This is a genomic window from Novosphingobium sp. FW305-C-30-35 (genome assembly GCF_058783135.1).
The window spans coordinates 408,100-428,697 of record NZ_JBYSYJ010000002.1; the positions used below are offsets into that span (position 1 = coordinate 408,100).

Consider the following 20,598-nt stretch of genomic DNA (forward strand, 5'->3'; position numbering starts at 1 on the left):
CGAGACGTTGAGCGAGACCTGGCACAGCCTGATTGCCGAAACCGAATTCCCCGCCGAGGGCAAGATCGCCACGAAGATCGCCGGCTGGCACGTCCTTGTCGCAAAGACCGAAGACGGCCTGTTTGCCGTCAACGATCGCTGCACCCATCAGGCCGCGCTCATCTCTACCGGCCGCATCCGGCGCGGCGCGGTGATGTGCCCGCTGCACGGCGCGCGGTTCGAAATGGCCTCTGGCCGCTGCATCGGCGGTGCGTACAAGGACCTGCGCACCTTCCCCGTCCGCGTCGAAGGCGGACAGATCGAGGTGTGCATTCCCGATGAGGCTCCCGGCATGGACGAGTTGCCGGTCGTTCTCTGAACTCGCTGAAAGCGCAGGTTCACCCTGCCCGCAGGCGCGTTAGTCTCCCCACAACCAAACCAACGGGAGAGACAGGACCATGCCCTTCACCGGCCCCGCCGAAGACCGCCTCGCCATCCGCGAGCTGCTCGAAACCTATGCCGACGCCGTCACCCGCGTCGATGCCGACGACTGGGCCGCGACCTGGGCCGAGGACGCCGAATGGTCCCTGCCCGATTACCCCGAACTCGGCACCACCCGTGGCCGCGCGGCGATCAAGGCGATGTGGATCGAGGCGATGAAGAACTACCCCGGCATCATGTTCGAAGCCTGGCCGGGGTCGATCGAAGTCAACGGCGATACCGCCACGATGCGCAGCTACACCAGCGAGGTCTACGACCAGAACGGCACGACCATGCGCGACCGCGGCGTCTATGAAGACACTTGCGTCAAGATCGATGGCAAATGGCTGTTCAAGAGCCGCTCATTCCGCAACATCCACCGCCAGCACGCCCCCAAGGGCTGCTGAGCGGCAGCGCGGTTCAGGGTGCGCGGAACCACGCACCCTTGAACCACAGCGCCAGATTGACCAGCGCGATCAGCACTGGCACCTCCACCAGCGGACCGATCACCGCGGCAAAGGCCACGGGCGAGGCAAGGCCGAATGCCGCAATCGCCACAGCAATCGCCAGCTCGAAATTGTTCGACGCCGCCGTGAAGGCCAGCGATGCCGTGCGTTCATAGCCTGCGCCAATCGCCCTGCCCGCAGCGAACGCGGCGACGAACATCACCACGAAGAACACCACCAGCGGCAGACCCACCTTCAGCGCATCGAACGGCAGGGCAAGGATTTCGCCACCCTTGAGGCTGAACATCGCCACGATCGTGAACAGCAGCGCCGCCAGCGTCAGCGGGCTGATTGCCGGCACGAACTGCGTTTCGTACCAGTCGCGCCCCCGCGCGCCGACGAGCGCCTTGCGCACCAGAAATCCGGCGAGGAACGGCACTCCAAGATATGTCAGCACCGCCTTGGCGATCATCGCGAAGTCGATGTCCACCACCTGCCCTTCCAGACCGAAAACCGGCGGCAGGAAGGTCAGGTAGAACCAGGCATAGGGCACATAGAACAGGATCTGGAACAGCGAATTGAAGGCGACCAGCCCGGTCACGTACTCGGGGCTTCCCCCCGCCAGCTGGTTCCACACCAGCACCATGGCAATGCACGGCGCAATGCCGATCAGGATCAGCCCGGTCATGTATTCGGGATTGTTCGGCAGCAGCAGCGCGGCCAGTGCGAACATGAACGCGGGCGCAACGATCCAGCACAGCCCGAACGAAACCGCCAGAATCTTGCGATCCCGGAACACCTCTCCCAGTTCCTCGTAGCGGACCTTGGCGAGCGGCGGGAACATCATCAGGATCAGGCCGATGGCAATCGGGATGCTGGTCGAACCGACCGTCATCGCCCCCAGCGCCTGCGGCACCGCCGGCACGAAACGGCCGAGCGCAATGCCCAGCGCCATCGCGGCAAAGATCCACAGCGTAAGCCAGCGATCGAGGAACGACAGGCGCGGACGCTCCGGCGCCAAGGCAGCAATCGTCGCCATCAGGCAGCTCCTTCCATCTGCCCGATGCGGGCAAGTTCGCGCGTCAGTTCGGCGCGCTCCATGGTTTCAAACGGCAGGGCCAGCAGCGCGGCCACGCGCATTTCCAGCCAGGCCCAGGTCTGCTCGAACGCGGCATCGACCGCAGCCTCATCACCTTCGACATCGGCAGGATCGGGCAGGCCCCAATGCGCCTTCAGCGGCGCCCCCATGAACACCGGGCAGGCCTCGCCAGCGGCATTCCCGCAGACCGTGATGGCCAGATCGATCGGCGGCGCGTCAGGCCCGGTAAACTCGTTCCAGCTCTTTGACCGGAACGGCGCCACGTCGATCCCTTTGCGCGCCAGCAGCCGCAGCGCGCCGGGATGCGGCACACCCTTGGGCTTGCTCCCGGCGCTGTACGAAACGATGCGCCCTGCCCCCATGGTGCCAAGCATCGCTTCCCCCAGAATCGAGCGCGCCGAATTGCCGGTGCACAGCACCAGTATCGAAAACGGACGATCGCTCATCAGCAGCACCCCGCCTTCGCTGCCGGGGCGGCAACCTTCGGGGCGCAGCACGCCGTGTCCGAGGCATGGGCCGAAGCGAGCGGCGCAAAGTCCGGGCTCTCGCCATAGACCGTGCTTTCACCTTCGGTCAGGAAAGCCTCCCAGATCACGCCATCCGGATCGGCGATCCAGCTCTTCGGCGCCGAACAGGCCGGAATAGAAAGCGATCGAGGCATCGAGGTCGGCAACGCCGACGTGAACATGGAAGCGCTTCATGCGACGTCCTTTTCGGTTGAGCTTGAAGGATGGCAATCGATGGCGGGCACGCAGGCCGCGCCGCCACAGCAGTTCTCGGTCAGAAAGCCCATGACGGCTGCCATCGCCCCGTAATCGGCGGAGTAAAGGATCGACCGGCCCTGCCGCCGTTGCCCGACCAGCCCGGCATTGGCGAGCTGGGCGATATGGAAGCTGAGCGACGACGGCGCGATGTCCAGCGCTTCGGCCAGCGCGCCTGCGGCAATGCCCTCGGGCCCGGCCTGCACCAGCAGCCGGAATGCGGCAAGCCGATGTTCCTGCGCCAGCGCTGCCAGCGCGCGTACGACGAGTGCAGAATCCACGGACGACCCTTTCGATTCGATAATTCAAGAATAATTGAATTGATCGCCGATGCAAGGCGCAATCGTGCCCCCAAACGCAAAAGGGCGGAGCCGAAGCCCCGCCCTTTCAGTGTCGCTTGCGCCTGATGCGATCAGAAGCGCTTGATCACCGAGACCTGCACCGTGCGCGGCAGGTTGCCGAAGCCAAGCTGGTCGGCGCGGACGCCCGCCGCCGTGCCCGTGCCGCCACCGGTCGAAGGCCCATCGACCACGCCGCTGACGTAGAAGCGGTTGGTCAGGTTCTTGCCGATCACCGCGATCTGCCAGTTGTCGTCCTCCGCCCCGAAGCGGATACCGGCATCAAGCACGGCATACTTGCCCTGGCGCGAGAACGGATTGCCGAAGCCCGAGGCGAGGTAGCTTGAGGAATAGCGGGTATCGACGTTGAAGCCCAGCTTCAGGCCTTCGCCCGCAGCGGTCTCGTAGCCCACGCCAAAGGCCCCGGTCCATTCCGGCGCCACCGAAAGCGGCGCCCCGTTCAGGTTCTGGCGCGCATCCAGCCCGCCCACCAGCGTGCAACCCTGCGACGGAGTCTGCCCGGCATAGCACGGTGCGGAGGGGAAATCGGTGTAGCGTGCCTTGGTGTAGTTGATCGAACCGTGGACGTTCAGCCCGTCAATGCTGCGCGGGGCGTATTCGAACTCCAGCTCCACGCCCTTGGTCCGCGCATCCGCCGTCAGCGTCTGGAAGGCGAAGATCGGGGAGTTGAAGAAGTCGACCTGCAGATCGTTGTAGGCATACGTGAACGCCACCAGGTTCAGGCGCAGCTGGTTGTCGGCCAGCGTCGTCTTGATACCGGCTTCGAAGCCACGTGCCTTTTCCGGATTGAAGGTGAGGTCCGCCAGCGGATCGGACGAGAACTTCGAGTTGATGCCGCCGTTCGAGAATCCGCCAGACTTGTAGGCCGTCTTGTAGGCGCCATAGACAAGGATGCCGTCCTGCGGCTTCCAGGTCAGCGTCACTTCGGGCGACCAGTCGTCGAACACCTGCTTTGCGGTCACTTCGCCCAGGCCGTCAGGATCGTTCTGGTCACGGAAGATCCCCTGCACGCCCAGGTTGTTGTAGGGCTGCGTGAAGAAGCTGTCCTTGGTCTCGTGGGTATAGCGCACGCCGCCTGCCAGCTCGAGCGTGTCGATCAGCTTCCACGTCACCTGCCCGAACAGGGCCGCAGTCTCGCCATCGGTAAAGCTTGTCTTCGACGAGGCGACAAAGCGGTTGGCGGCAGAGGCGGTATCGTCACGCAGCCCGGCGAACATGACGTACTGCGCAAAGTCGCGCTTGGTCTTCTGGTACAGCCCGCCCACCATCAGGTTGATCGGACCGTCGAACGAAGTCTGCGCACGCAGTTCCTGGCTGAACGCCTTCCAGGTGCTGTTCTCGGTAGCCCAGGTGCCGTTGTTGCTGCTCTGGAAGTCGCAGGCACAGGTCCAGCGGTTGTTGTTGGTGTTGTAATTGGTGACCGAGCTGATCGTCACGTTGTCGAGCTCGTACGAAACCGCGCCGTTGATCGCCCACGAGCGATAGCGGTTGTAAAGCTCGCCATTGTCCTTCGCGAAGGGGAAGTCCTTGGCAATATCGGCGGGCATGTTGTTCTGGTGCGTCACGAAATCGGTGCCGCAGCGATACCCGGTCAACTGGCTCACGCCCGTGGCGAGGCCGCAGTTGTAGGCCACGTAGTTCCACGAGGAATTGTTGACCTGATTGTAGTTGTACGAACCCTTGAGCGTCATCGTCAGACGGTCGGTCGGGGTGTACTTGAGCGTCACGCGGCCCAGGAACTCGTCTTCACCCGGCGCGCGCGATGCGGCAGGCTTGGCCACCGAACCGATCGGATTGCCGCTGCCGCCCGCCAGCAAGTTGCGGATGTCGACGGTGGTATAGGTGCGGTCGACCGAGACGTTGCGATAATAGCCGCCATCCATGATCGAACCGCGCGCGGCAAAGCGCACGCCCAGCGTATCGCTCAGCGGGATCGAGGCAATCAGCTCGCCCTGATACTGGCGCGAACGGAACTCGTAACCGGCGCGCGCAATGAATTCGCGGTCCTGGCCGGGATCGTTGGTGGCCAGGCTGATGACGCCTGCGGTCGCATTCTTGCCGAAGAACAGCGCCTGCGGACCCTTGAGCACTTCCACGCGCTTCAGGTCGAAGAAGCCTTCCTGAATGATGCGGCCCTGCCCGTAATAGGCTCCATCGACCACAACGGCGACCGACTGCTCGATACCGATCGAGGTCGAGGACGAGCCGATGCCGCGCATCGTCAGCTGCGCGCCCGAACCGTTCGAGGCACGGCCGACGTTGAGGTTGGGCGTGGCCGCAGCGATCTTTTCGATCGAGGTGATGTCGCGCTGCTGGATGGTCTTTTCGGAGATGGCGGTTACCGCCACCGGAACCGTCTGCACCGATTCCTCGCGCTTGCGCGCGGTTACGATGATTTCCTCGAGGCCGCCTGCAGATGCGAGGCCGCCTGCAGATGCGCCTTCCTGTGCTGCATCCTGCGCCATGACCGGTGCGCTGACGCCAAGTGCGCAAGTGGCGAGAAGAATTCCCTTGATGGTGCGCATGACCGCATCCTCCCTTTGTGATTAGTCTCGCGCGTTTACGCCTCCTGTAACGAACGCTCGCCTCGCCAATGCGTTAGCCTCTTCCTTTGGCTAGGTGCTGCGCTGCCGTAGCGTCGGCACCTCTGTGCCTTGAGAGGAATTCCCATGACCGAAAACCGCTTCTGGCGCCTTGATCGTCACCCTGAAGGCTCAAACTTCGAAGCCGCGCTCAGCCTGCAGACCGAAGCCCTGCCGCCGCTGGCCGATGGCGAAGTGCGGGTAAGGGTCGGCTACCTGTCGATGGACGCGGGCACCCGCATGTGGATGAGCCCGCGCACCGATGGTTATCAGCCGCCCCTGCCGCTGGGCGCGAAGATGGCGGGCCTCGTGCTCGGCCACGTCAGCGAAAGCCGCGATGGCGCCTATCCCGTTGGCGCACTGGTGCGCGGCTTCGGCCAGTGGGCGGAATATGCCACGATGGTCCCTGCCCTTGCCGGCCTCGAAATCGTCGACGATACCGTGGCCGACATCCGCCACCACTTCGGCGCGCTCGGCATGAACGCCTGGACGGCCTATGTCGGCGTCAGGGAAGTGGCCGCGATCAAGGCGGGCGAATGGCTGGTGGTCTCCGCCGCCGCCGGAGCCACCGGATCGATGGCCTGCCAGGTCGGCCGCAATCTCGGCGCGAAGGTTGTCGGCATCGCTGGCGGACCGACCAAGTGCCGCTACCTGACCGAACAACTGGGCGTCGATATCGCCATCGACTACAAGAGCGACGACGTTGCCGCGCGCCTTGCCGGGATCGAGGGCGGCGTTCACGCCTATTTCGACAACGTCGGCGGCCCGCTGCTCGATGCGGTCCTGCCCAACATGGCGCACTATGGCCGCGTCGCCGTCTGCGGCATGGTCGCGGCTTATGACAACGATGCCCCCCTGCCCGGCCCCGCCCGCTTCGATCAGGTGCTGATGCGCCGCTTGCGGATCGAAGGCTTCTTCATCCCCGATTTCCTCCATCGCGGCGCAGAGTTCCTCCCCGTCTTGCGCGAATGGGTCGATGCCGGGACGCTGACCGTCAATCTTGACGAGACGCAGGGGCTGGAGAACACGCTCGTCGCCTATCGCCGCATGCTTTCGGGCCAGGCGATCGGCAAAGTCATCGTGAAAGTCGCCTGATGCCGATCATCAAGTACCGCGCCCCGCTCCAGTGCCTCGTCGCCGTGCGCGGCCATCCCTTCGATCGCACGGCCTTCGACGCCATGTTTCAGGCCATGGACGGCATCTCGGCCACCATGGTCGATCAGCCCGCCGCCGCGCTGCTGATGAACCCCGATGCCATGCGCGGGTTCGATGCGCTGGTACTCTACGACATGCCCGGCCTCGATTTCGAAGCCCCGGAAAATGCCCCGCTCTACCGCGAGCCCTCGGCCGAACTGAAGGCCGGATTTCGCGCCCTGCTCGAACAGGGCAAGGGCGTGGTCGCGCTGCATCACGCGCTGGCAGGCTGGCCGACCTGGGGCGAATATCACGATTGGCTGGGCGGGCAGTTCTTCTACCATCCCGGCCAATGGCGCGGGACCGCCGTGGCGGACAGCGGCTATTGCCACGATGTCACTCACGAGATTTCGGTCGTCGCCGATCATCCCGTCACCGCCGGCCTGCCCGAAAGCTTCACGCTGACCGACGAACTCTATCTCGGCCAGATCCATGAAGCAGGCGTGACCCCGCTCCTGCGCTCAAGCGCCGCTTTTGATCGCGATCACTTCTGGTCGGCGGACCTTGCCGTCAAAGGCCAAATGTTCAGCCGCGAAGGCTGGGATCACCCGCCCGGCTCCAATCTCGTCGGCTGGACCCGGCAGGCTCTCAACAGCCGCCTCGTCTATCTCCAGCCGGGCGATGGCCCCTCGGCCTACGACAACCCGCACTACCGCCGCTTGGTTGAGAACGCGATCCGCTGGGTGGCCTCGTCCTGAAACAATGCGTCCCCGCGCAGGCGGGGACCTCGACTTCAGCTTAAGCCGACTGAGGTCCCCGCCTGCGCGGGGACGCATCGGCCCGGCAGAATCAAAGCGCCGTCATGCCTCCATCGACCACCAGTTCCGTGCCCGTCACATAGCGGCTCTCGTCCGAGGCGAGGAACAGGTTCATGTTCGCAATGTCCAGCGGCGCACCCATGTAGCCCATCGGCACCAGCGCCAGCGTCGCATCATAGTTTGCCGCGTTGTCTTCCTGCGCCACACCCTGAATATTGGTCAGGATCATGCCCGGATGGACCGAATTGACGCGGATGCCGTCCTTGGCGGTTTCCACCGCGATCGTCTTTGAAAACAGGCGCACGCCACCCTTCGCCGCGGCATAGGCCCCGCACGCGGGAACGCCGATCAGCCCCGCCACCGACGAGATGTTGATGATCGAGCCCTTCACCCCGGTCTTGCGCATCAGGATCACCGCGCGCTTGGTGCCCTGGAACACGCTGTCGAGGTTGACCGAGTTCTGCAGCGCCCAGTCGGCGCTGGTCATGTCCTCGATCGGGCGCAGCACCGCGATACCGGCATTGTTGACGCACACGTCCAGCTTGCCGTCCTCGGCCTCGATGGCGGCGAAAACTTCGTCCCACTGCGCCTCGTTGGTCACGTCATGCAGCAGGGCCCGGGCCTCACCGCCCGCCGCCCGGATGCCTTCGGCCACCTCTTCGGCCCCTGCCAGGTCGCGGTCGGTCAACCACACTTTGGCTCCTTCCTCGGCAAAGCGCTGCGCGGTGGCGCTGCCCAGACCCGGCACCGAAGCGCCACCGGTGATCAATGCAACTTTTCCGGCAAGACGGCCCATTTGAAACTCTCCCTATAAAAAACCGGAGGGACGGAAAGGAACGTCGCCTAAGCGACCCTCCCCCGCCCCCCCGGCAAGGTGGATCAGGTTATATGCGCTGGCCTCAGAACTTGAAGCCCGCGGTCACGCCGTAGGTCCGCGGTTCAAGCGCCATGCCGAACGACCACAGGCCAGCCACGGTGAACGCGTGGGTCGTGGTCTTCTCGTTCAGCAAGTTGCGGGTGAACACGCGCAGGTAGGCCTTGCTGTCCTTCAGGTCGAAGTTGAAGGTCATCGACGCATCGACCAGATCCTGCGTGGTGGTGCGCACGCGCGGATCGTTGCCCCCCACCGTGATCAGCGTCGCCTGGCCCGAACCGTTCAGCGTCGGCGTCAGCGAAGCTGCCGAAAGCTGTTCGTCATAGGGCGAGATGTGGCGCCAGCCGACATTGGTGGTGATGTCGCCAAAGCCGGTCGGTGCGACGTATTCCGCGCCCAGCGACGCGGTGAAGTCCGGCGCATAGATCAGGCGGTTGGCCGAGTAGTTGAACGGCACCAGCCCCGCACCGCAGGCATTGGTCGCCACCGGCCCTGCCGCATAGGCGCCGCAGGTGACGAAGTTGCGGAAGTGCGAATCCATGATCGCGATAGAGCCGGTGATGCGGAAGTTCTCGGTCACGCGCAGCGTGCCGTCCGCCTCGATGCCCTTGATCAGCGCGCCGCCCGGCACGTTGCCGGTGATCGTCTGGTTGCCGGTGGGGCCGCCCGGAACGGTCAGGTTCTGCTGCATGTCCTTGTAGTCCGACACGAAGCCGGCAAGGTTAAGCTCGAGCTTGCGGTCGAACGCCGAAAGCTTCACGCCCACTTCATAGGCGTCGACCGTTTCAGGCTGGAACGGCGTGCTGGCGGTGGCAGCCGTTGCCGCGCGCGGGCTGAACCCGCCCGAACGGTAACCGCGCGACCACGAGGCATAGACCATCAGGTCCTGGTTCGGGCGCCAGTCGATGCCGACCTTGGGCGTGAACTTGTTGAAGCTCGCCTTGCCCTTGCCGACCAGTGCGATCTTGCTCAGGTCGATGTTGTCGGGGTCAAGCAGCGTGTTGGCGGCAAAGCCGTTGCTCAGCTCCTTCTTGTCGTGGCTGTAACGGCCACCGAATGAAAGGCGGAAGCCTTCGGCAAAGGCCCAGTTGAAATCGCCGAACACGGCGTAGCTCTCGGTCTTGCCTTCCACGCGCTGGGCGTTGCGGTCAAACAGGGTCGGCGGAGTGGTCGGGCTGAAGCCGAACACGCGCGACCACTGCGTCAGGTCGTATTCCGACTTGAAGTAGAAGCCGCCGACGACATAGTCGAAGCCGTCGAAAAGCTCGCCCGCAGCGCGCAGCTCCTGGCTCCACTGTTCGTAGTGCTGGCGGCGATCGACGTAGTAGAGGTCGACCGACGAACCGTCGAAGTCCTGCGTCTGCGCTTCCGTGCTCTTGCGCCAGCCGGTGATCGAGGTCAGCTTCACGCCGCCCGCGTCATAGTTCATTTCCAGCGTCGCTTCGGGCGCCTTGTAGTTGCTCGAAGCGGCGTCGCCGAAAGTGGTGTAGAGATCGGTCGTGGTGTTGCGGTTGCATTCGCGCGCCGGGATGAACGCGCAGAACACTTCGCTGCTGTTGGTGATGTTGCTGACCACGGGGTCGAACACCTGCTCGACCTGGGCCACGGTCAGCTGCGCATCGAAGCCCGAGCCGGTCGGCTTGAACAGCAGGCTGGCGCCGTAGTTCTCGCCATTGCTCCAGCCCGCGTCGACATTGCGCACGACATTCTTGTAGAAACCGTCGGTCTCGTTGTGGAAGTACCACGCCTTGACACCCCAGCTCTCCTCGTTGCCGTAGTTGGCCAGGATCTTGGTCGAGAACGTGCCAAACTTGGCAAAGGTCGCCTCGGCCTTGAGGCCGGGCTTCATCGTCGGCTTGGTGCGCTGGATGTTGATCACGCCGCCGATGGTGTTGGCGCCGAACAGCGTGCCCTGCGGTCCGCGCAGCACTTCGAGCTGGGCGATGTCGAACGCATCCTGCAGCTGGCCGGTGTTGGTGCCGATCACCACGCCATCGACCAGCACGCCCACGGTCGGCGTCTGCGACTTTTCGATGTCGGCATAGGTCAGGCCGCGGATCGAGATGTTGGCCGCCTGCGCGCCCGAATTCTGCTGGGTGATGAGCAGGCCCGGAGCCGCGCCCTGCAGGTCGCCGATGTTCACGGCGGCCTTGCTTTCAAGGAAGGCGGTGTTGACCGCAGTGATCGCCACCGGCGTGCTCTGCAGCGTTTCCGAACGGCGGCGTGCGGTCACGATGATCGCGCCGGTATCGCCTGCATCGGCTGCTGTGGTCTCGTCGGCCTGGACCGCCTGCGGCTCGTCTGCTTCGGTGGCAAATGCCGGCAGCGCAAGGCCAAGCGCGGTCGTGGTCATGGCAACGGCAAGCATGCGCCGTGCAGCAGTGGTTCTCATGTCTATCCTCCCTCCAAGGGTAACCTCGTCCGCTCAGGGACGATGGCTCGCCTCCTTCATCCACCGCTGCGGGCATCGAACCAACTGCGACTTGTTACAGGTGCATGTGCCAGTGCATCATCCATCCTTGCCGTAGCGTTCGGACAAGAATCCGGGAGAGATCACAATGACCGTCAATCGCCGCTTCCTGCTGGCTCGCCGCCCTGTCGGCACGCCGGTGCCAGAGGACTTTTCCCTTGTCGAACAAGCCGTTCCCTCCGCGCCCGAAGGCGGCTTCGTGATGCGCAACTGCTATGCCTCGCTCGATCCCGCACAGCGCGGATGGATGGACGATGCGCCCAGCTACATGCCGCCGATCCCCCTGGGCGATCCCGTCAGAGCGACGACGGTTGGCGTCGTCGCCGCCTCCAACTCGCCCGACTTCGCCGTTGGGGATTGGGTTCTGGGCATGAATGGCCTGGAAGACTATTCGGTCAACGGCGCAGGCGGATTCACCATGAAGGTTGATGTCGCCCAGGTCGATTCGCCATCGCGGTTCCTGTCGGCAATGGGCGCAGTCGGCCTCACCGCTTATTTCGGCCTGATCGACGTCGCAAAGCCAAAGCCGGGCGAAACGCTGCTGGTTTCGGGCGCCGCAGGGGCGGTTGGCTCCGCGGTCGGTCAGATCGGCAAGATTCTCGGCTGCCGGGTGATCGGCATTGCCGGGGGTGCCGAAAAGTGCCGCCGCCTGATCGAGGACTACGGCTTCGACGTCGCCATCGACTACAAGAACAAGTCGGTCGAACAGCTCGCCGCCGAAATCGGCGCCGCCGCGCCGAACGGGGCTGACGTGGTGTTCGAGAACGTCGGCGGCGACGTGTTCGATGCCGAACTGCTCAACCTCGCCAAGCGCGCCCGCATCGTGCTGTGCGGGTTGATCAGCGAATACAATTCGCCCGCCAAGGTCGGCGCGCGCAACCTCTGGTCGATTCTCACCAACCAGGCCACGCTCTATGGCTACCTCATCATGGACTACGCCCCGCGCTTTGCCGAAGGCGGCGCGATCATGGCGCAGTGGATGGCCGAAGGGCGCCTGCGCATCGACGAGGACGTGCAGGTGGGCCTCGAAAACGCCTACGATGCCTTCATGCGCCTGTTCACGGGCGCCAATACCGGCAAGCTCGTGCTGAAGATCGCCGATGGCCTCTGATCGCCTTACGGGCCGCAGGGTCATCGTCACCGGCGCAGCCTCGGGCATTGGCGCGGCCACCGCTGCGCGCCTCCGCGCCGACGGAGCGCAAGTCTTCACCGCAGACGTGCAGGGCGATGTCGATTTCTCAGGCGATCTCACCGCCCCCGATGCCAATGCCCACCTGATCGAACAGGCCGTGGCGGCGATGGGCGGGCTCGATACGCTTGTCCCCTGCGCCGGGATCAGCGCGTTCCACCCCCTCGAAGGCCATGACGACGCCTATTTCCTGCGCGTGATGGAGGTGAACCTCGTCGCCGTCTTCCGCCTCGTGCGCGATGCCACGCCGCACCTCAAGGCCGCTGGCAACGGCCGCATCGTCACCATCGGCTCCACCACGTCGAGCCACGGCGACGAGGGCCTCAGCGCCTATTCCGCCTCGAAGCACGCGGTGCTCGGCTTCACCAAGTCGGTCGCGGCGGAACTCGGCCCGTTCGGGGTGACGGTGAACTGCGTCCAGCCCGGCGCCATCGCCACGCCGATGACCGCGCCGGCCTTTACCCAGATGCCCGAATTCCGCACCTTCTGGGAGAACAAGGCTCCCTTGCGCCGCCTCGGCCAGCCCGAAGACATCGCCGACGTCATCGCCTTCCTGTGCAGCGACGATGCCCGCTTCATGTCCGGCCATGGCGTATGGGTCGATGGCGGGGCCATGGTCCGGCACTAAAACCCGTTCAGGCCGTTCCTTTTCCAAAGCCGGTCAAGGGCTTGGGCTAGGGGCAGGAACGCCAGTTGATGAAGGTCGCGGCATTCGATGAAGGCAGCGCGCGGGCCGATCCGCCAGCGGCCATGCGCATGGATTACTGGAAGCCCTCCCCCAGGCTCGAAGGGCTGGTCAGCGGCTACCACCTTTACGCCGTCGCGCCGCCGCAAGGGCAGGTCCACAGCGATGTGTTCCAGCCGGCCTGGTTCAACTTGCGCATTCTGCTTGATCCGCAGACCCGCTGGCATGTCCGTTGCGGCTCGCCCGAAGCCGTGCGCGTGCCCGATGTCGGGCTGTTCGGCCCCTCGTCCACGGCCTGCTGGTCGCAAAGCGATACCGGCACCGTCATCGGCGCAGGGATCACCCCGCTGGGGTGGGCGCGCCTCGGCAGCTGCTCCGCTGCCAAGATCGCCGATCGCGTCGTCCCTGCGCGCGACGTGCTGGGCGAAGATGTAGAAGCTCTGGCCCGGCACCTGCGCAACGCGGCGCCCGGCGCGGTCCCTGCAATCTTCGATGCCTGGCTGATCGACCGGATGGGCACGCCTCACCGCGACGAGGACACCATTGCCCGGATCTTCTCGGCCCTGCTCGATCCCAATCTGCGCACGGTCGGCCAGCTCTCGCACAGTCTCGGCATTGCCTTGCGCCAGCTGGAGCGCCTTTGCCTGCGCTCGTTCGGTTTTGCGCCCAAGCTGCTGCTGCGCCGCGCCCGCTTCCTGCGCTCGCTCCATGCGCTGATCCGGGGCGGGCCGGGCCGACGCGCGCTCGCCATCGACGCCGGCTACACCGATTACTCGCACTTCATCCGCGAGGCGCACGAGTTCCTCGGCATGAAGCCCACGCAGTTCCTTGAAGCCTGCGGACCGATGTTCACCCGTTCGCTCCAGTTGCGCCAGGCCGTGCTCGGCGCACCGGCCCAGGCGCTCACCCGCCCGGCCGATTAGGCCTTCATCACCGGCATCGGCGTGCTGCCGCTTTCGTCGAGGTAATAGGCGATCCACTTGTGGAAGAACTGGTTGCCCGGCTCGTTCCGGCCAAACGTCTGGTGCGTCATCGCGCCGGATTCCAGCCCGTTCTGCACTTTCAGGCCAAGGAAGTAGTCCTCCTCCTCCACCACATCGAAGAAGAAGTCGCACATCCGGTCCAGCGCGGCGAGGCCTTCCTCGGTCTCGGGCTTCACCGGGAAGATGTAGTTCATCACGGTGGTGTTCTGGTTTGCCTTCGGCCCGGGGAACAGCTGCGCCAGCTGGCCCATCTCGGGCGCCAGAAAGAAGCTCATGTTCGGAAAGAGCATGCGGATGAAATCATAGCCGTTGTTCTCCTGTCGCCCCCACTCCTCGCGCGGCAGGTCGGCCAGGCGGGTGATCGAGTTCTGCGGGAAGCCCAGCCGGATATGCGGCCCGAAGCCCTCGTAGTGGGCGCGGTTCGAAGGGCTGCGCGTGGCCACCGTGTTGGTGTGCGCGGCCTGGAAGTGATAGCCTTCGAGGTAGCCGTCATAGGCGACCTTCCAGTTGGCCCCCTTCATCGTGCGCGCCTTGTGGAAGTACCAGGTCTCGAGGCGCAGCGCGGCGAAGTCCTCATACATCCCGCCCATCCATTCGATGGCGTTGATCGGCAAGTCAGGTGTCAGGATCACGAAGATCAGACCCGCCGCCTCGTCACAGGGCAGCTCGGTCATGTTGAGGGTGGAGCGATCCACCTCGCCGAAGGTGCTCGCCTCGGCAATGCCGATCAGCTTGCCCTCGTTGGAATAGGTCCAGCCGTGGTACTGGCAGGCAAAGGCCTTGCAATTGCCTTTGCCTTCTTTGGCCAGATGCATCGCGCGATGCTTGCACACGTTGAGGAACGCGCGCGCCTTGCCATCCTTTCCGCGGGTGATCAGCACCGGCAGGCCCATCACTTCCATCGCCTTGTAGTCGTTCACCTGCGGCAGCTCGATGGTCAGCGCCAGCATCAGCGGCAACCGCTTGAATATCCGCGCGATCTCCGCCTCGAAGCGTTCCTCGCTGAGGTAATCGGCCACGGGCACCCGCATCGTGCCGCTTGCCATGTCGGTCGTCCTGGTCTCGACGAAATGGAGCATCCGCTCGGCGGCGCGGGCATACTTGTCGTAAAGTTCGGTCATGTGGGTCAGCCTTTCATCAAGCACCACCCCCGCCCTTCCTGAGCCTGTCGAAGGAGGGAGGGCAAAGGAGCGGCGTCTCATCCCCCCTCCCGCAGGCGGGAGGGGTCGGGGGTGGGCAATCGCTCAAGCGTTCAGATAGGAATCCAGCGTCTGGTGGATGTGGCGGATGCGCACTTCCTGATAGTCGGCAAGTTCGACGGCTTGGTTCTTCGAAGCCTTCAGCCCCTCGTGGCACAGCGCCATGTTCTCGCTGTCCTGATCGAGCACCGCGCCCAGCACGCCAAGCTCGGGCGCGTCGGCCCAGATCTGGTCATCGCCGAGCAAGTGCATCGGCACGCCCGCAGGTCTCGGCTGTCCCTCCGGAACCCGGGCGATCACGCGCACTTCCATCAGGCACTTGTCCTGATCGGGCCAGGGCCGCCAGCGATAGACGATGTTGGGCATGAACCCGCCCCACGGCGCAAAGTTGGGGAACACGTTGTAGACCAGCGCATCAAGCAGTTCGCTTTCGGAAACGCCCGAATAGTCTCCGCCGAACTGCTTTTCCGAAACCTCGCGCATCTTCGCGCCCAGCGCGGCGCGGGCGCTGCGCCCTTCCGGCACCGTGATCGCATAGTTGTCCTTGTCCGCATCGTAGTTGTCGGCGCTGCGGCCGTTGTACTTGCGGAATTCGTTGATGATGCGCTGCTGCGGCCAGTGTTCGGCCCTGGCCTGCGCCTCGATATGCGGGCTGACCACGCCGAACGGGGTGTAGTTCACGTTCACGTGCCGGCCCAGCACGTGATAGGCAGCATTGGCATCGCCGGTGAACGGCATCAGCTGCGGGTGGGTGACATAGGCGTGGTAGCTTTCCATGAAAGCCTCCATCGCGATCTTCCAGTTGGCCGGGATGACCTTGGCCACCCAAGCCACCGTCACGCACTCTTCGTGGCGCCAGCGCTTGAAGAATTCGGGAAGCGGATCGAGATATTCCTCGATCGTCGGCCCTTCGGCATTTTCGCGGATGAAGATATAGCCGCCCCATTGCGCCACATGGCCTTCGGGCAGTTGCATCTTCCGGTCCGTCAGGTGGGCAAAGTCCCAGCGGCAGGGAATGTTGCGTAAAGACCCGTCCGGGTTCCACGAAAAGCCGTGGAACGGGCAGAGGAACTGTTCGGCGCTGCCGCTGTCGGTCTTGAGCTTGCGGCCGCGATGCAGGCAGACGTTGTGAAACGCCTTCACGCTGCCATCCTCCTGCCGCACGATCAGCCAGGACCGGCCCGCATTGTCATAGGTCACATAGTCGCCCGGCTCGGGCAGGTCCTCCTCGCGCGCGGCGAACTGCCACACCGCAGGCCACATCTTCTCGCACTCGGCGCGGAAGAATTCGGGGCTGTAATACCGCGCCGCATCGATCGGCTCGGAACCGAGATACTGCGAACGGTCTTCGCCCATGAAAGCGGGGGGCTGCACCTCGTCGGCAGCCAGAATGTCCTCCCAGCTGGTGCCGGGGCATCGGGCCTGTTCGAACGCGCCGGGATCGCGGTCTGCCATGTCTTTCCTCTCCATCCTGGTGATGGCGGGAAAGTGTCATGCCAGAGGCCCCCGTCGTTTGACCAAGGTCAAGAATCCCCGCCCAGCCCCCCTGTGACTTAGGCTAGGCCGCCGGGAATAGTGGGGTGACGACCGCTGTCATTACGCGCTGACGGGCAGTGAAGGGCTGGAATGGGGTGGAAAAGGGTTGATTTCGGACTAGCATACGCGGATGGATCAAGCACTCGGGTCATGGCGGCAGGACGGGCGGGTTAGCCTTTGGCGTTACCGGAAAGCCCGCAGGATGTATGACGATTGGCACTTCACAGCAGATGCAATGGGCTGTGCCAGCCTGATCGAGTTGTGTTCTATTCTTTCGAGTGCGACAGAACCCGCTCATCGGACTATCTCGGTGACGGATCCCCGAGTGGTTGGGGCAGATAACATTTTCGGCGGTCACGACCTTCGCCTTGAAGTCCCCGCAAAACTCCGCCTTGGCAATGACCTAGAAGGAACCGGGTCGATCGGCCTTTCAGCCGAGATTTTTGCAATGCCCCTCAGACCGGAAGATATCTCCAATCTCTCGGAAGCTATGAGAGATGTATCAGCCAATCGCGCTGACTTTGGAGTGAGCTTCGGCGCGAGCGACACTATCTTCAGGTTTTGGTGGTGGCCGAAAAGCCGCTAGGGCTGAACGTCCGCAATGGCGTCGTGTCCCGATAGTCCGCTTTGTGGTCGCAAATGCCCGAAAGCCGCCAGTCTGCACCAACGGCCAGTCCGCCAGCCTTCCCCTCCAATCAGCAGGAATGGGGCTCGGATGCAAAAATTGCCGTGATAACTGCTCAAGGCCCGTCACACCGGGCCTTACTGTTCAGCCTGCCCCGGGGCCCCGCTGCCCCTTCCCGCACCCCCAAGCAAACAAAAATCGGCCCGGAAAGCGCATTGCCTTCCGGGCCGTTCAGGTATTGCAGCAGCCTCAGGAGGGAGGATAGAGACCGCCGCAGGGCACTTCTTCAGATCACTTCGAAACCTTCACCACGGTCACCGAGCGCGGCGGCAAGGTGATCGTCACGCCACCGCCCGCTGCCTTGCCGCTGATCGCCTTTGGCGCGACGACCGATGGCGCGGCGAAGGTGTTGACGCTGTCCACCTTCGGCGCGGTCAGCACTTCGCCGCTGGCGCTGCGGAAGCCGGGGATCGTCACGCTCGTGCCCGCATCGGGATCGACGTTGACGAGCGAGACCCACACCTGCCCGCCCTTGTCCTTTGCCGCCATGGCATCGACGCGCGGCAGCTTGCGATCGCCCACCGTGTATTCACCCGCTGCAAACTTCACCGGCGCGAACTGCGCGTCCTGGAACGGCACGTACATCTTGAACACGTGATAGGTCGGCGTCAGCACCATCTTGCTGCCGTCGGTCAGGATCATCGCCTGCAACACGTTGATCATCTGTGCGATGTTGGCGATCTTCACCCGGTCCGCATGGCGCGCAAAGATGTTGAGATTGAGCGCCGCGATCACGCCATCGCGCATCGAGTTCTGCTGCTGCAGGAAGCCAGGATTGCTGCCCGGGGTCGGTGCAAGCCACGCGCCCCACTCGTCCACCGCAATCAGCAGCTTCTTGGCGGGGTCGTACTTGTCCATGATCGCCTTCTGCTTCTTGAGCAGGGTGTCCATGGTCAGCGTATCGGCAATCATCAGGGCGTATTCATCGTTGCCGAAGCCGGTTGCCGGACGCACCGGCGGCCAGCCACCGCCGACGGTGTACTTGTGCAGCGAGACGCCTTCGATATCCCAGGAATAGACGTGCGTGCTCCACGCCTTCATCACTTCCTCGGTATAGTCGAGCTTGTCGCTGTCCCAGCCCACGGCAATGCGCTTCATCCGTGCTGCGCCTTCACGCTGCGCCGGGTTGAAATTGCGCGTGAAGTTGGCGAAGCGCTTCATTTCCTCGACATAGTGGTCGGCCGACATCGCGCCGCCGCAACCCCAGTTCTCGTTGCCGAGGCCAAGGATCGGCACCTTCCACGGCGCGGGATGCCCATTGGCGGCCCGCTCCTTGGCCAGCGTCGTGTCCTTTTCGGCGGTCATGTATTCGATCCAGGCCGAAGCTTCCGCCGCCGTGCCCGACCCGATGTTCACCGAGATATAGGCCTCCGACCCGATCTGCTCGGCAAAGTCCATGAACTCGTGGGTGCCGAAGGCATTGGATTCCGGCACGCCGCCCCAATTGGTGTTGATCTGCACCCGGCGCTTGTCCGCCGGGCCGATGCCGTCGCGCCAATGATATTCATCGGCAAAGCACCCGCCCGGCCAGCGGACGTTGGGCACCTTGAGCGCCTTCAGGGCAGTGACCACATCTGTACGGATTCCGCGCACGTTCGGGATGGGCGAATCCTTGCCGACCCACACGCCGCCGTAGATCCCGGTGCCAAGGTGCTCTGCAAACTGGCCAAAGATATGCTTGTCGATCACCGGGCCGGTCGTGGCGGTATCAATCGCAACTTCGACCGCAGCGTCCTTTGCCAAGGCAGGCATGCTCAACCCAGCTGCAAAGGTCGCCGCCAGCAGCACTGTCCGAAATTTCTTGGCAATCGGCTTCATCGAATTCGCTCTCCTTTGCGCCGGGGGCCGTTCATGCCCCCGGTCGTATTCTTCACCTGCGGCGGATCAATGCCCGCCCCAGCCTTCCATCTGCTCCAGTTCCTTGCCCTTGGTCTCGGGCAGGAAGGCCTTGACCAGCCAGAAGCTCACCGCCGCGCTCACGGTGTAGAGCACGTAAGTTTCGGCAAGGCCCAGACCGCTCGCCATCGCGGGGAAGCTCTGCACCACTGCATAGTTCGCGCCCCACTGCGCCAGGCCGCACACCGCCAGGGCCGATCCGCGCAGCTGGTTGGGGAACATCTCGCCCAGCATAACCCACATCACCGGGCCCCAGCTGACGTTGAAGAAGATCACGTAGATGTTGGCTGCAATCACCGCGATCATGCCCAGCGACGGGTCCATCTGCAGCGCGCCAGCGGCATCCAGGGTCCCCTGCGAGAACGCCCAGCTCATCGCGCCCAGCGCCAGCGTCATGCCGGCGGAACCGACCAGCAGGAGCGGCTTGCGCCCCACCTTGTCGACCAGCGCCATCGTGATGAAGCAAGCCGCGATCGAGACCACGCCCGAGATGATGTTGCGTTCGAGCGCGGCTTTTTCAGATACGCCCGCCAGCTTCCACAGCGTCTCGCCGTAATAGAAGATCACGTTGATGCCGACGAACTGCTGGAACACGGCAATGATCAGGCCAGCCCACACGATCGGGCGCAGCACCGTGCCGGGCGCAAGCACATCTGCAAGGCGCGGGCGGTGATCGGTCGCGAACGAGGCGCGGATTTCCTCGACCTTGCGGCTCGCTTCGGTCTCGCCGAAAATGCGCGTCAGCACGGCCTTGGCGTCATCGGCGCGGCCACTGCTCACCAGATAGCGCGGGCTTTCCGGGATGAACTGCAAGGCCACAAGGAACACCACCGCCGGCACCGCCTGCGCCAGGTACATCCAGCGCCACGCCGGAACACCCGCCAGCTCGCCGAGCGAATCCCCGGCCTGCTGCGCCAGCACATAGTTGACGACGAAGGCCGCGGTGAGGCCGGTGATGATCATCACCTGCTGCACACTCGTCAGTCGGCCGCGAATCGCAGCAGGGGCAACCTCGGAGATATAGGCCGGGGACAGCACGCTGGCCGCGCCCACCGCCATGCCGCCGAGGAAGCGGAACACCACGAACAGCGCGTGATTGCCCGTCAGCCCCTGCACCAGCGCACCCACCAGGAACAGGATCGCCGCCAGCACCATGATGCGCTTGCGCCCGAAGCGGTCGGCCAGACGGCCTGCCATGAACGCGCCGGCAGCACAGCCGACAAGCAACGAGCCAACGGTAAAGCCCAGGCCATTGTCGTCGAGCGCGAAAGCCGCCTTGAGGCCGGCCTGCGTCCCGTTCACCGCGCCGCTGTCGTACCCGAACAGCAATCCGCCGATTGTCGCCACCGAGACGATTGCGCCGACAAGCGCCATGTTGACCCGGTCCTGCTGCACTGCAGCCATTTCCCTCTCCCAACTCGTT

Annotated in this window: 18 protein-coding genes; 7 read left to right on the plus strand and 11 right to left on the minus strand. The window is 64.2% G+C overall.

Features of this window, described 5'->3' with window-relative positions:
- Nucleotides 1-7 precede the first annotated feature (7 nt).
- Together AC3WLM_RS18565 and AC3WLM_RS18570 are read left to right on the plus strand one after the other, a co-directional pair.
- Nucleotides 8-358, plus strand: a complete 351-nt coding sequence (locus AC3WLM_RS18565) for a Rieske (2Fe-2S) protein (protein WP_039336731.1) — start codon at nt 8-10, stop codon at nt 356-358.
- Between the two features lie 79 nt (nt 359-437).
- Complete coding sequence (locus AC3WLM_RS18570) at nt 438-866, plus strand: nuclear transport factor 2 family protein (protein ID WP_062344660.1); 429 nt, start codon at nt 438-440, stop codon at nt 864-866.
- Nucleotides 867-879: 13 nt separating this feature from the next.
- Here AC3WLM_RS18570 and arsB read toward each other — a convergent pair whose 3' ends face one another.
- The 5 genes from arsB to AC3WLM_RS18595 form a co-directional block, all read right to left on the minus strand.
- The gene (gene arsB, locus AC3WLM_RS18575) at nt 880-1,944 is read right to left on the minus strand and encodes an ACR3 family arsenite efflux transporter (protein ID WP_492478380.1); all 1,065 of its coding nucleotides are present in this window, start codon (nt 1,942-1,944) and stop codon (nt 880-882) included.
- Nucleotides 1,944-2,450 carry an arsenate reductase ArsC gene (locus tag AC3WLM_RS18580; protein WP_492478515.1) on the minus strand — a complete coding sequence of 169 codons (507 nt, stop codon included), beginning with the start codon at nt 2,448-2,450 and terminating at the stop codon, nt 1,944-1,946. The genes arsB and AC3WLM_RS18580 overlap by 1 nt, the downstream gene beginning before the upstream one ends.
- Nucleotides 2,451-2,567: 117 nt before the next feature.
- Complete coding sequence (locus AC3WLM_RS18585; RefSeq protein WP_492478382.1) at nt 2,568-2,705, minus strand: VOC family protein; 138 nt, start codon at nt 2,703-2,705, stop codon at nt 2,568-2,570.
- Nucleotides 2,702-3,046, minus strand: a complete 345-nt coding sequence (locus AC3WLM_RS18590) for an ArsR/SmtB family transcription factor (RefSeq protein WP_039336738.1) — start codon at nt 3,044-3,046, stop codon at nt 2,702-2,704. The genes AC3WLM_RS18585 and AC3WLM_RS18590 overlap by 4 nt, the downstream gene beginning before the upstream one ends.
- A 131-nt stretch (nt 3,047-3,177) precedes the next feature.
- Nucleotides 3,178-5,649 (minus strand): TonB-dependent receptor, encoded by a 2,472-nt coding sequence (locus tag AC3WLM_RS18595; protein WP_492478383.1) that lies wholly within the window; start codon nt 5,647-5,649, stop codon nt 3,178-3,180.
- Nucleotides 5,650-5,793: 144 nt separating this feature from the next.
- On the opposite strand from AC3WLM_RS18595, the gene AC3WLM_RS18600 reads away from it, so the two are divergent.
- Both AC3WLM_RS18600 and AC3WLM_RS18605 read left to right on the plus strand, forming a co-directional pair.
- The gene (locus AC3WLM_RS18600; RefSeq protein ID WP_492478384.1) at nt 5,794-6,801 is read left to right on the plus strand and encodes an NADP-dependent oxidoreductase; all 1,008 of its coding nucleotides are present in this window, start codon (nt 5,794-5,796) and stop codon (nt 6,799-6,801) included.
- Nucleotides 6,801-7,598, plus strand: coding sequence for a ThuA domain-containing protein (locus AC3WLM_RS18605; RefSeq protein WP_492478386.1), 798 nt, complete (start codon nt 6,801-6,803; stop codon nt 7,596-7,598). Before AC3WLM_RS18600 ends, AC3WLM_RS18605 begins: the two co-directional genes overlap by 1 nt.
- Nucleotides 7,599-7,689: 91 nt before the next feature.
- Here AC3WLM_RS18605 and AC3WLM_RS18610 read toward each other — a convergent pair whose 3' ends face one another.
- Both AC3WLM_RS18610 and AC3WLM_RS18615 read right to left on the minus strand, forming a co-directional pair.
- On the minus strand, nt 7,690-8,454 hold the full coding sequence (locus tag AC3WLM_RS18610) for an SDR family NAD(P)-dependent oxidoreductase (protein ID WP_492478387.1): 765 nt from the start codon (nt 8,452-8,454) through the stop codon (nt 7,690-7,692).
- Between the two features lie 103 nt (nt 8,455-8,557).
- Nucleotides 8,558-10,924, minus strand: a complete 2,367-nt coding sequence (locus tag AC3WLM_RS18615) for a TonB-dependent receptor (protein WP_492478389.1) — start codon at nt 10,922-10,924, stop codon at nt 8,558-8,560.
- Nucleotides 10,925-11,090: 166 nt separating this feature from the next.
- On the opposite strand from AC3WLM_RS18615, the gene AC3WLM_RS18620 reads away from it, so the two are divergent.
- The 3 genes from AC3WLM_RS18620 to AC3WLM_RS18630 all read left to right on the plus strand — a co-directional run bounded on the left by AC3WLM_RS18620 (nt 11,091) and on the right by AC3WLM_RS18630 (nt 13,799).
- Nucleotides 11,091-12,113: an NADP-dependent oxidoreductase gene (locus AC3WLM_RS18620; protein ID WP_492478390.1), complete on the plus strand. Its 1,023-nt coding sequence runs from the start codon at nt 11,091-11,093 to the stop codon at nt 12,111-12,113.
- Complete coding sequence (locus tag AC3WLM_RS18625; RefSeq protein WP_492478391.1) at nt 12,103-12,819, plus strand: SDR family NAD(P)-dependent oxidoreductase; 717 nt, start codon at nt 12,103-12,105, stop codon at nt 12,817-12,819. The genes AC3WLM_RS18620 and AC3WLM_RS18625 overlap by 11 nt, the downstream gene beginning before the upstream one ends.
- Before the next feature lie 68 nt (nt 12,820-12,887).
- A complete protein-coding gene (locus tag AC3WLM_RS18630; protein WP_492478392.1) occupies nt 12,888-13,799 on the plus strand; it encodes a helix-turn-helix domain-containing protein in 912 nt (303 codons plus the stop codon).
- Here the strand turns inward: AC3WLM_RS18630 and AC3WLM_RS18635 are convergent.
- From AC3WLM_RS18635 to AC3WLM_RS18650, 4 genes are all read right to left on the minus strand, one after another.
- Complete coding sequence (locus tag AC3WLM_RS18635) at nt 13,796-14,980, minus strand: aromatic ring-hydroxylating oxygenase subunit alpha (protein ID WP_039336754.1); 1,185 nt, start codon at nt 14,978-14,980, stop codon at nt 13,796-13,798. The two genes, AC3WLM_RS18630 and AC3WLM_RS18635, sit on opposite strands and share 4 nt — an antisense overlap.
- A gap of 123 nt (nt 14,981-15,103) precedes the next feature.
- A complete protein-coding gene (locus AC3WLM_RS18640) occupies nt 15,104-16,513 on the minus strand; it encodes an aromatic ring-hydroxylating oxygenase subunit alpha (RefSeq protein WP_492478393.1) in 1,410 nt (469 codons plus the stop codon).
- A 997-nt stretch (nt 16,514-17,510) separates the two neighbouring features.
- Complete coding sequence (locus AC3WLM_RS18645) at nt 17,511-19,097, minus strand: alpha-N-arabinofuranosidase (protein ID WP_492478394.1); 1,587 nt, start codon at nt 19,095-19,097, stop codon at nt 17,511-17,513.
- A gap of 66 nt (nt 19,098-19,163) precedes the next feature.
- Nucleotides 19,164-20,579, minus strand: coding sequence for a sugar porter family MFS transporter (locus AC3WLM_RS18650; RefSeq protein ID WP_492478395.1), 1,416 nt, complete (start codon nt 20,577-20,579; stop codon nt 19,164-19,166).
- Between the last annotated feature and the right edge of the window lie 19 nt (nt 20,580-20,598).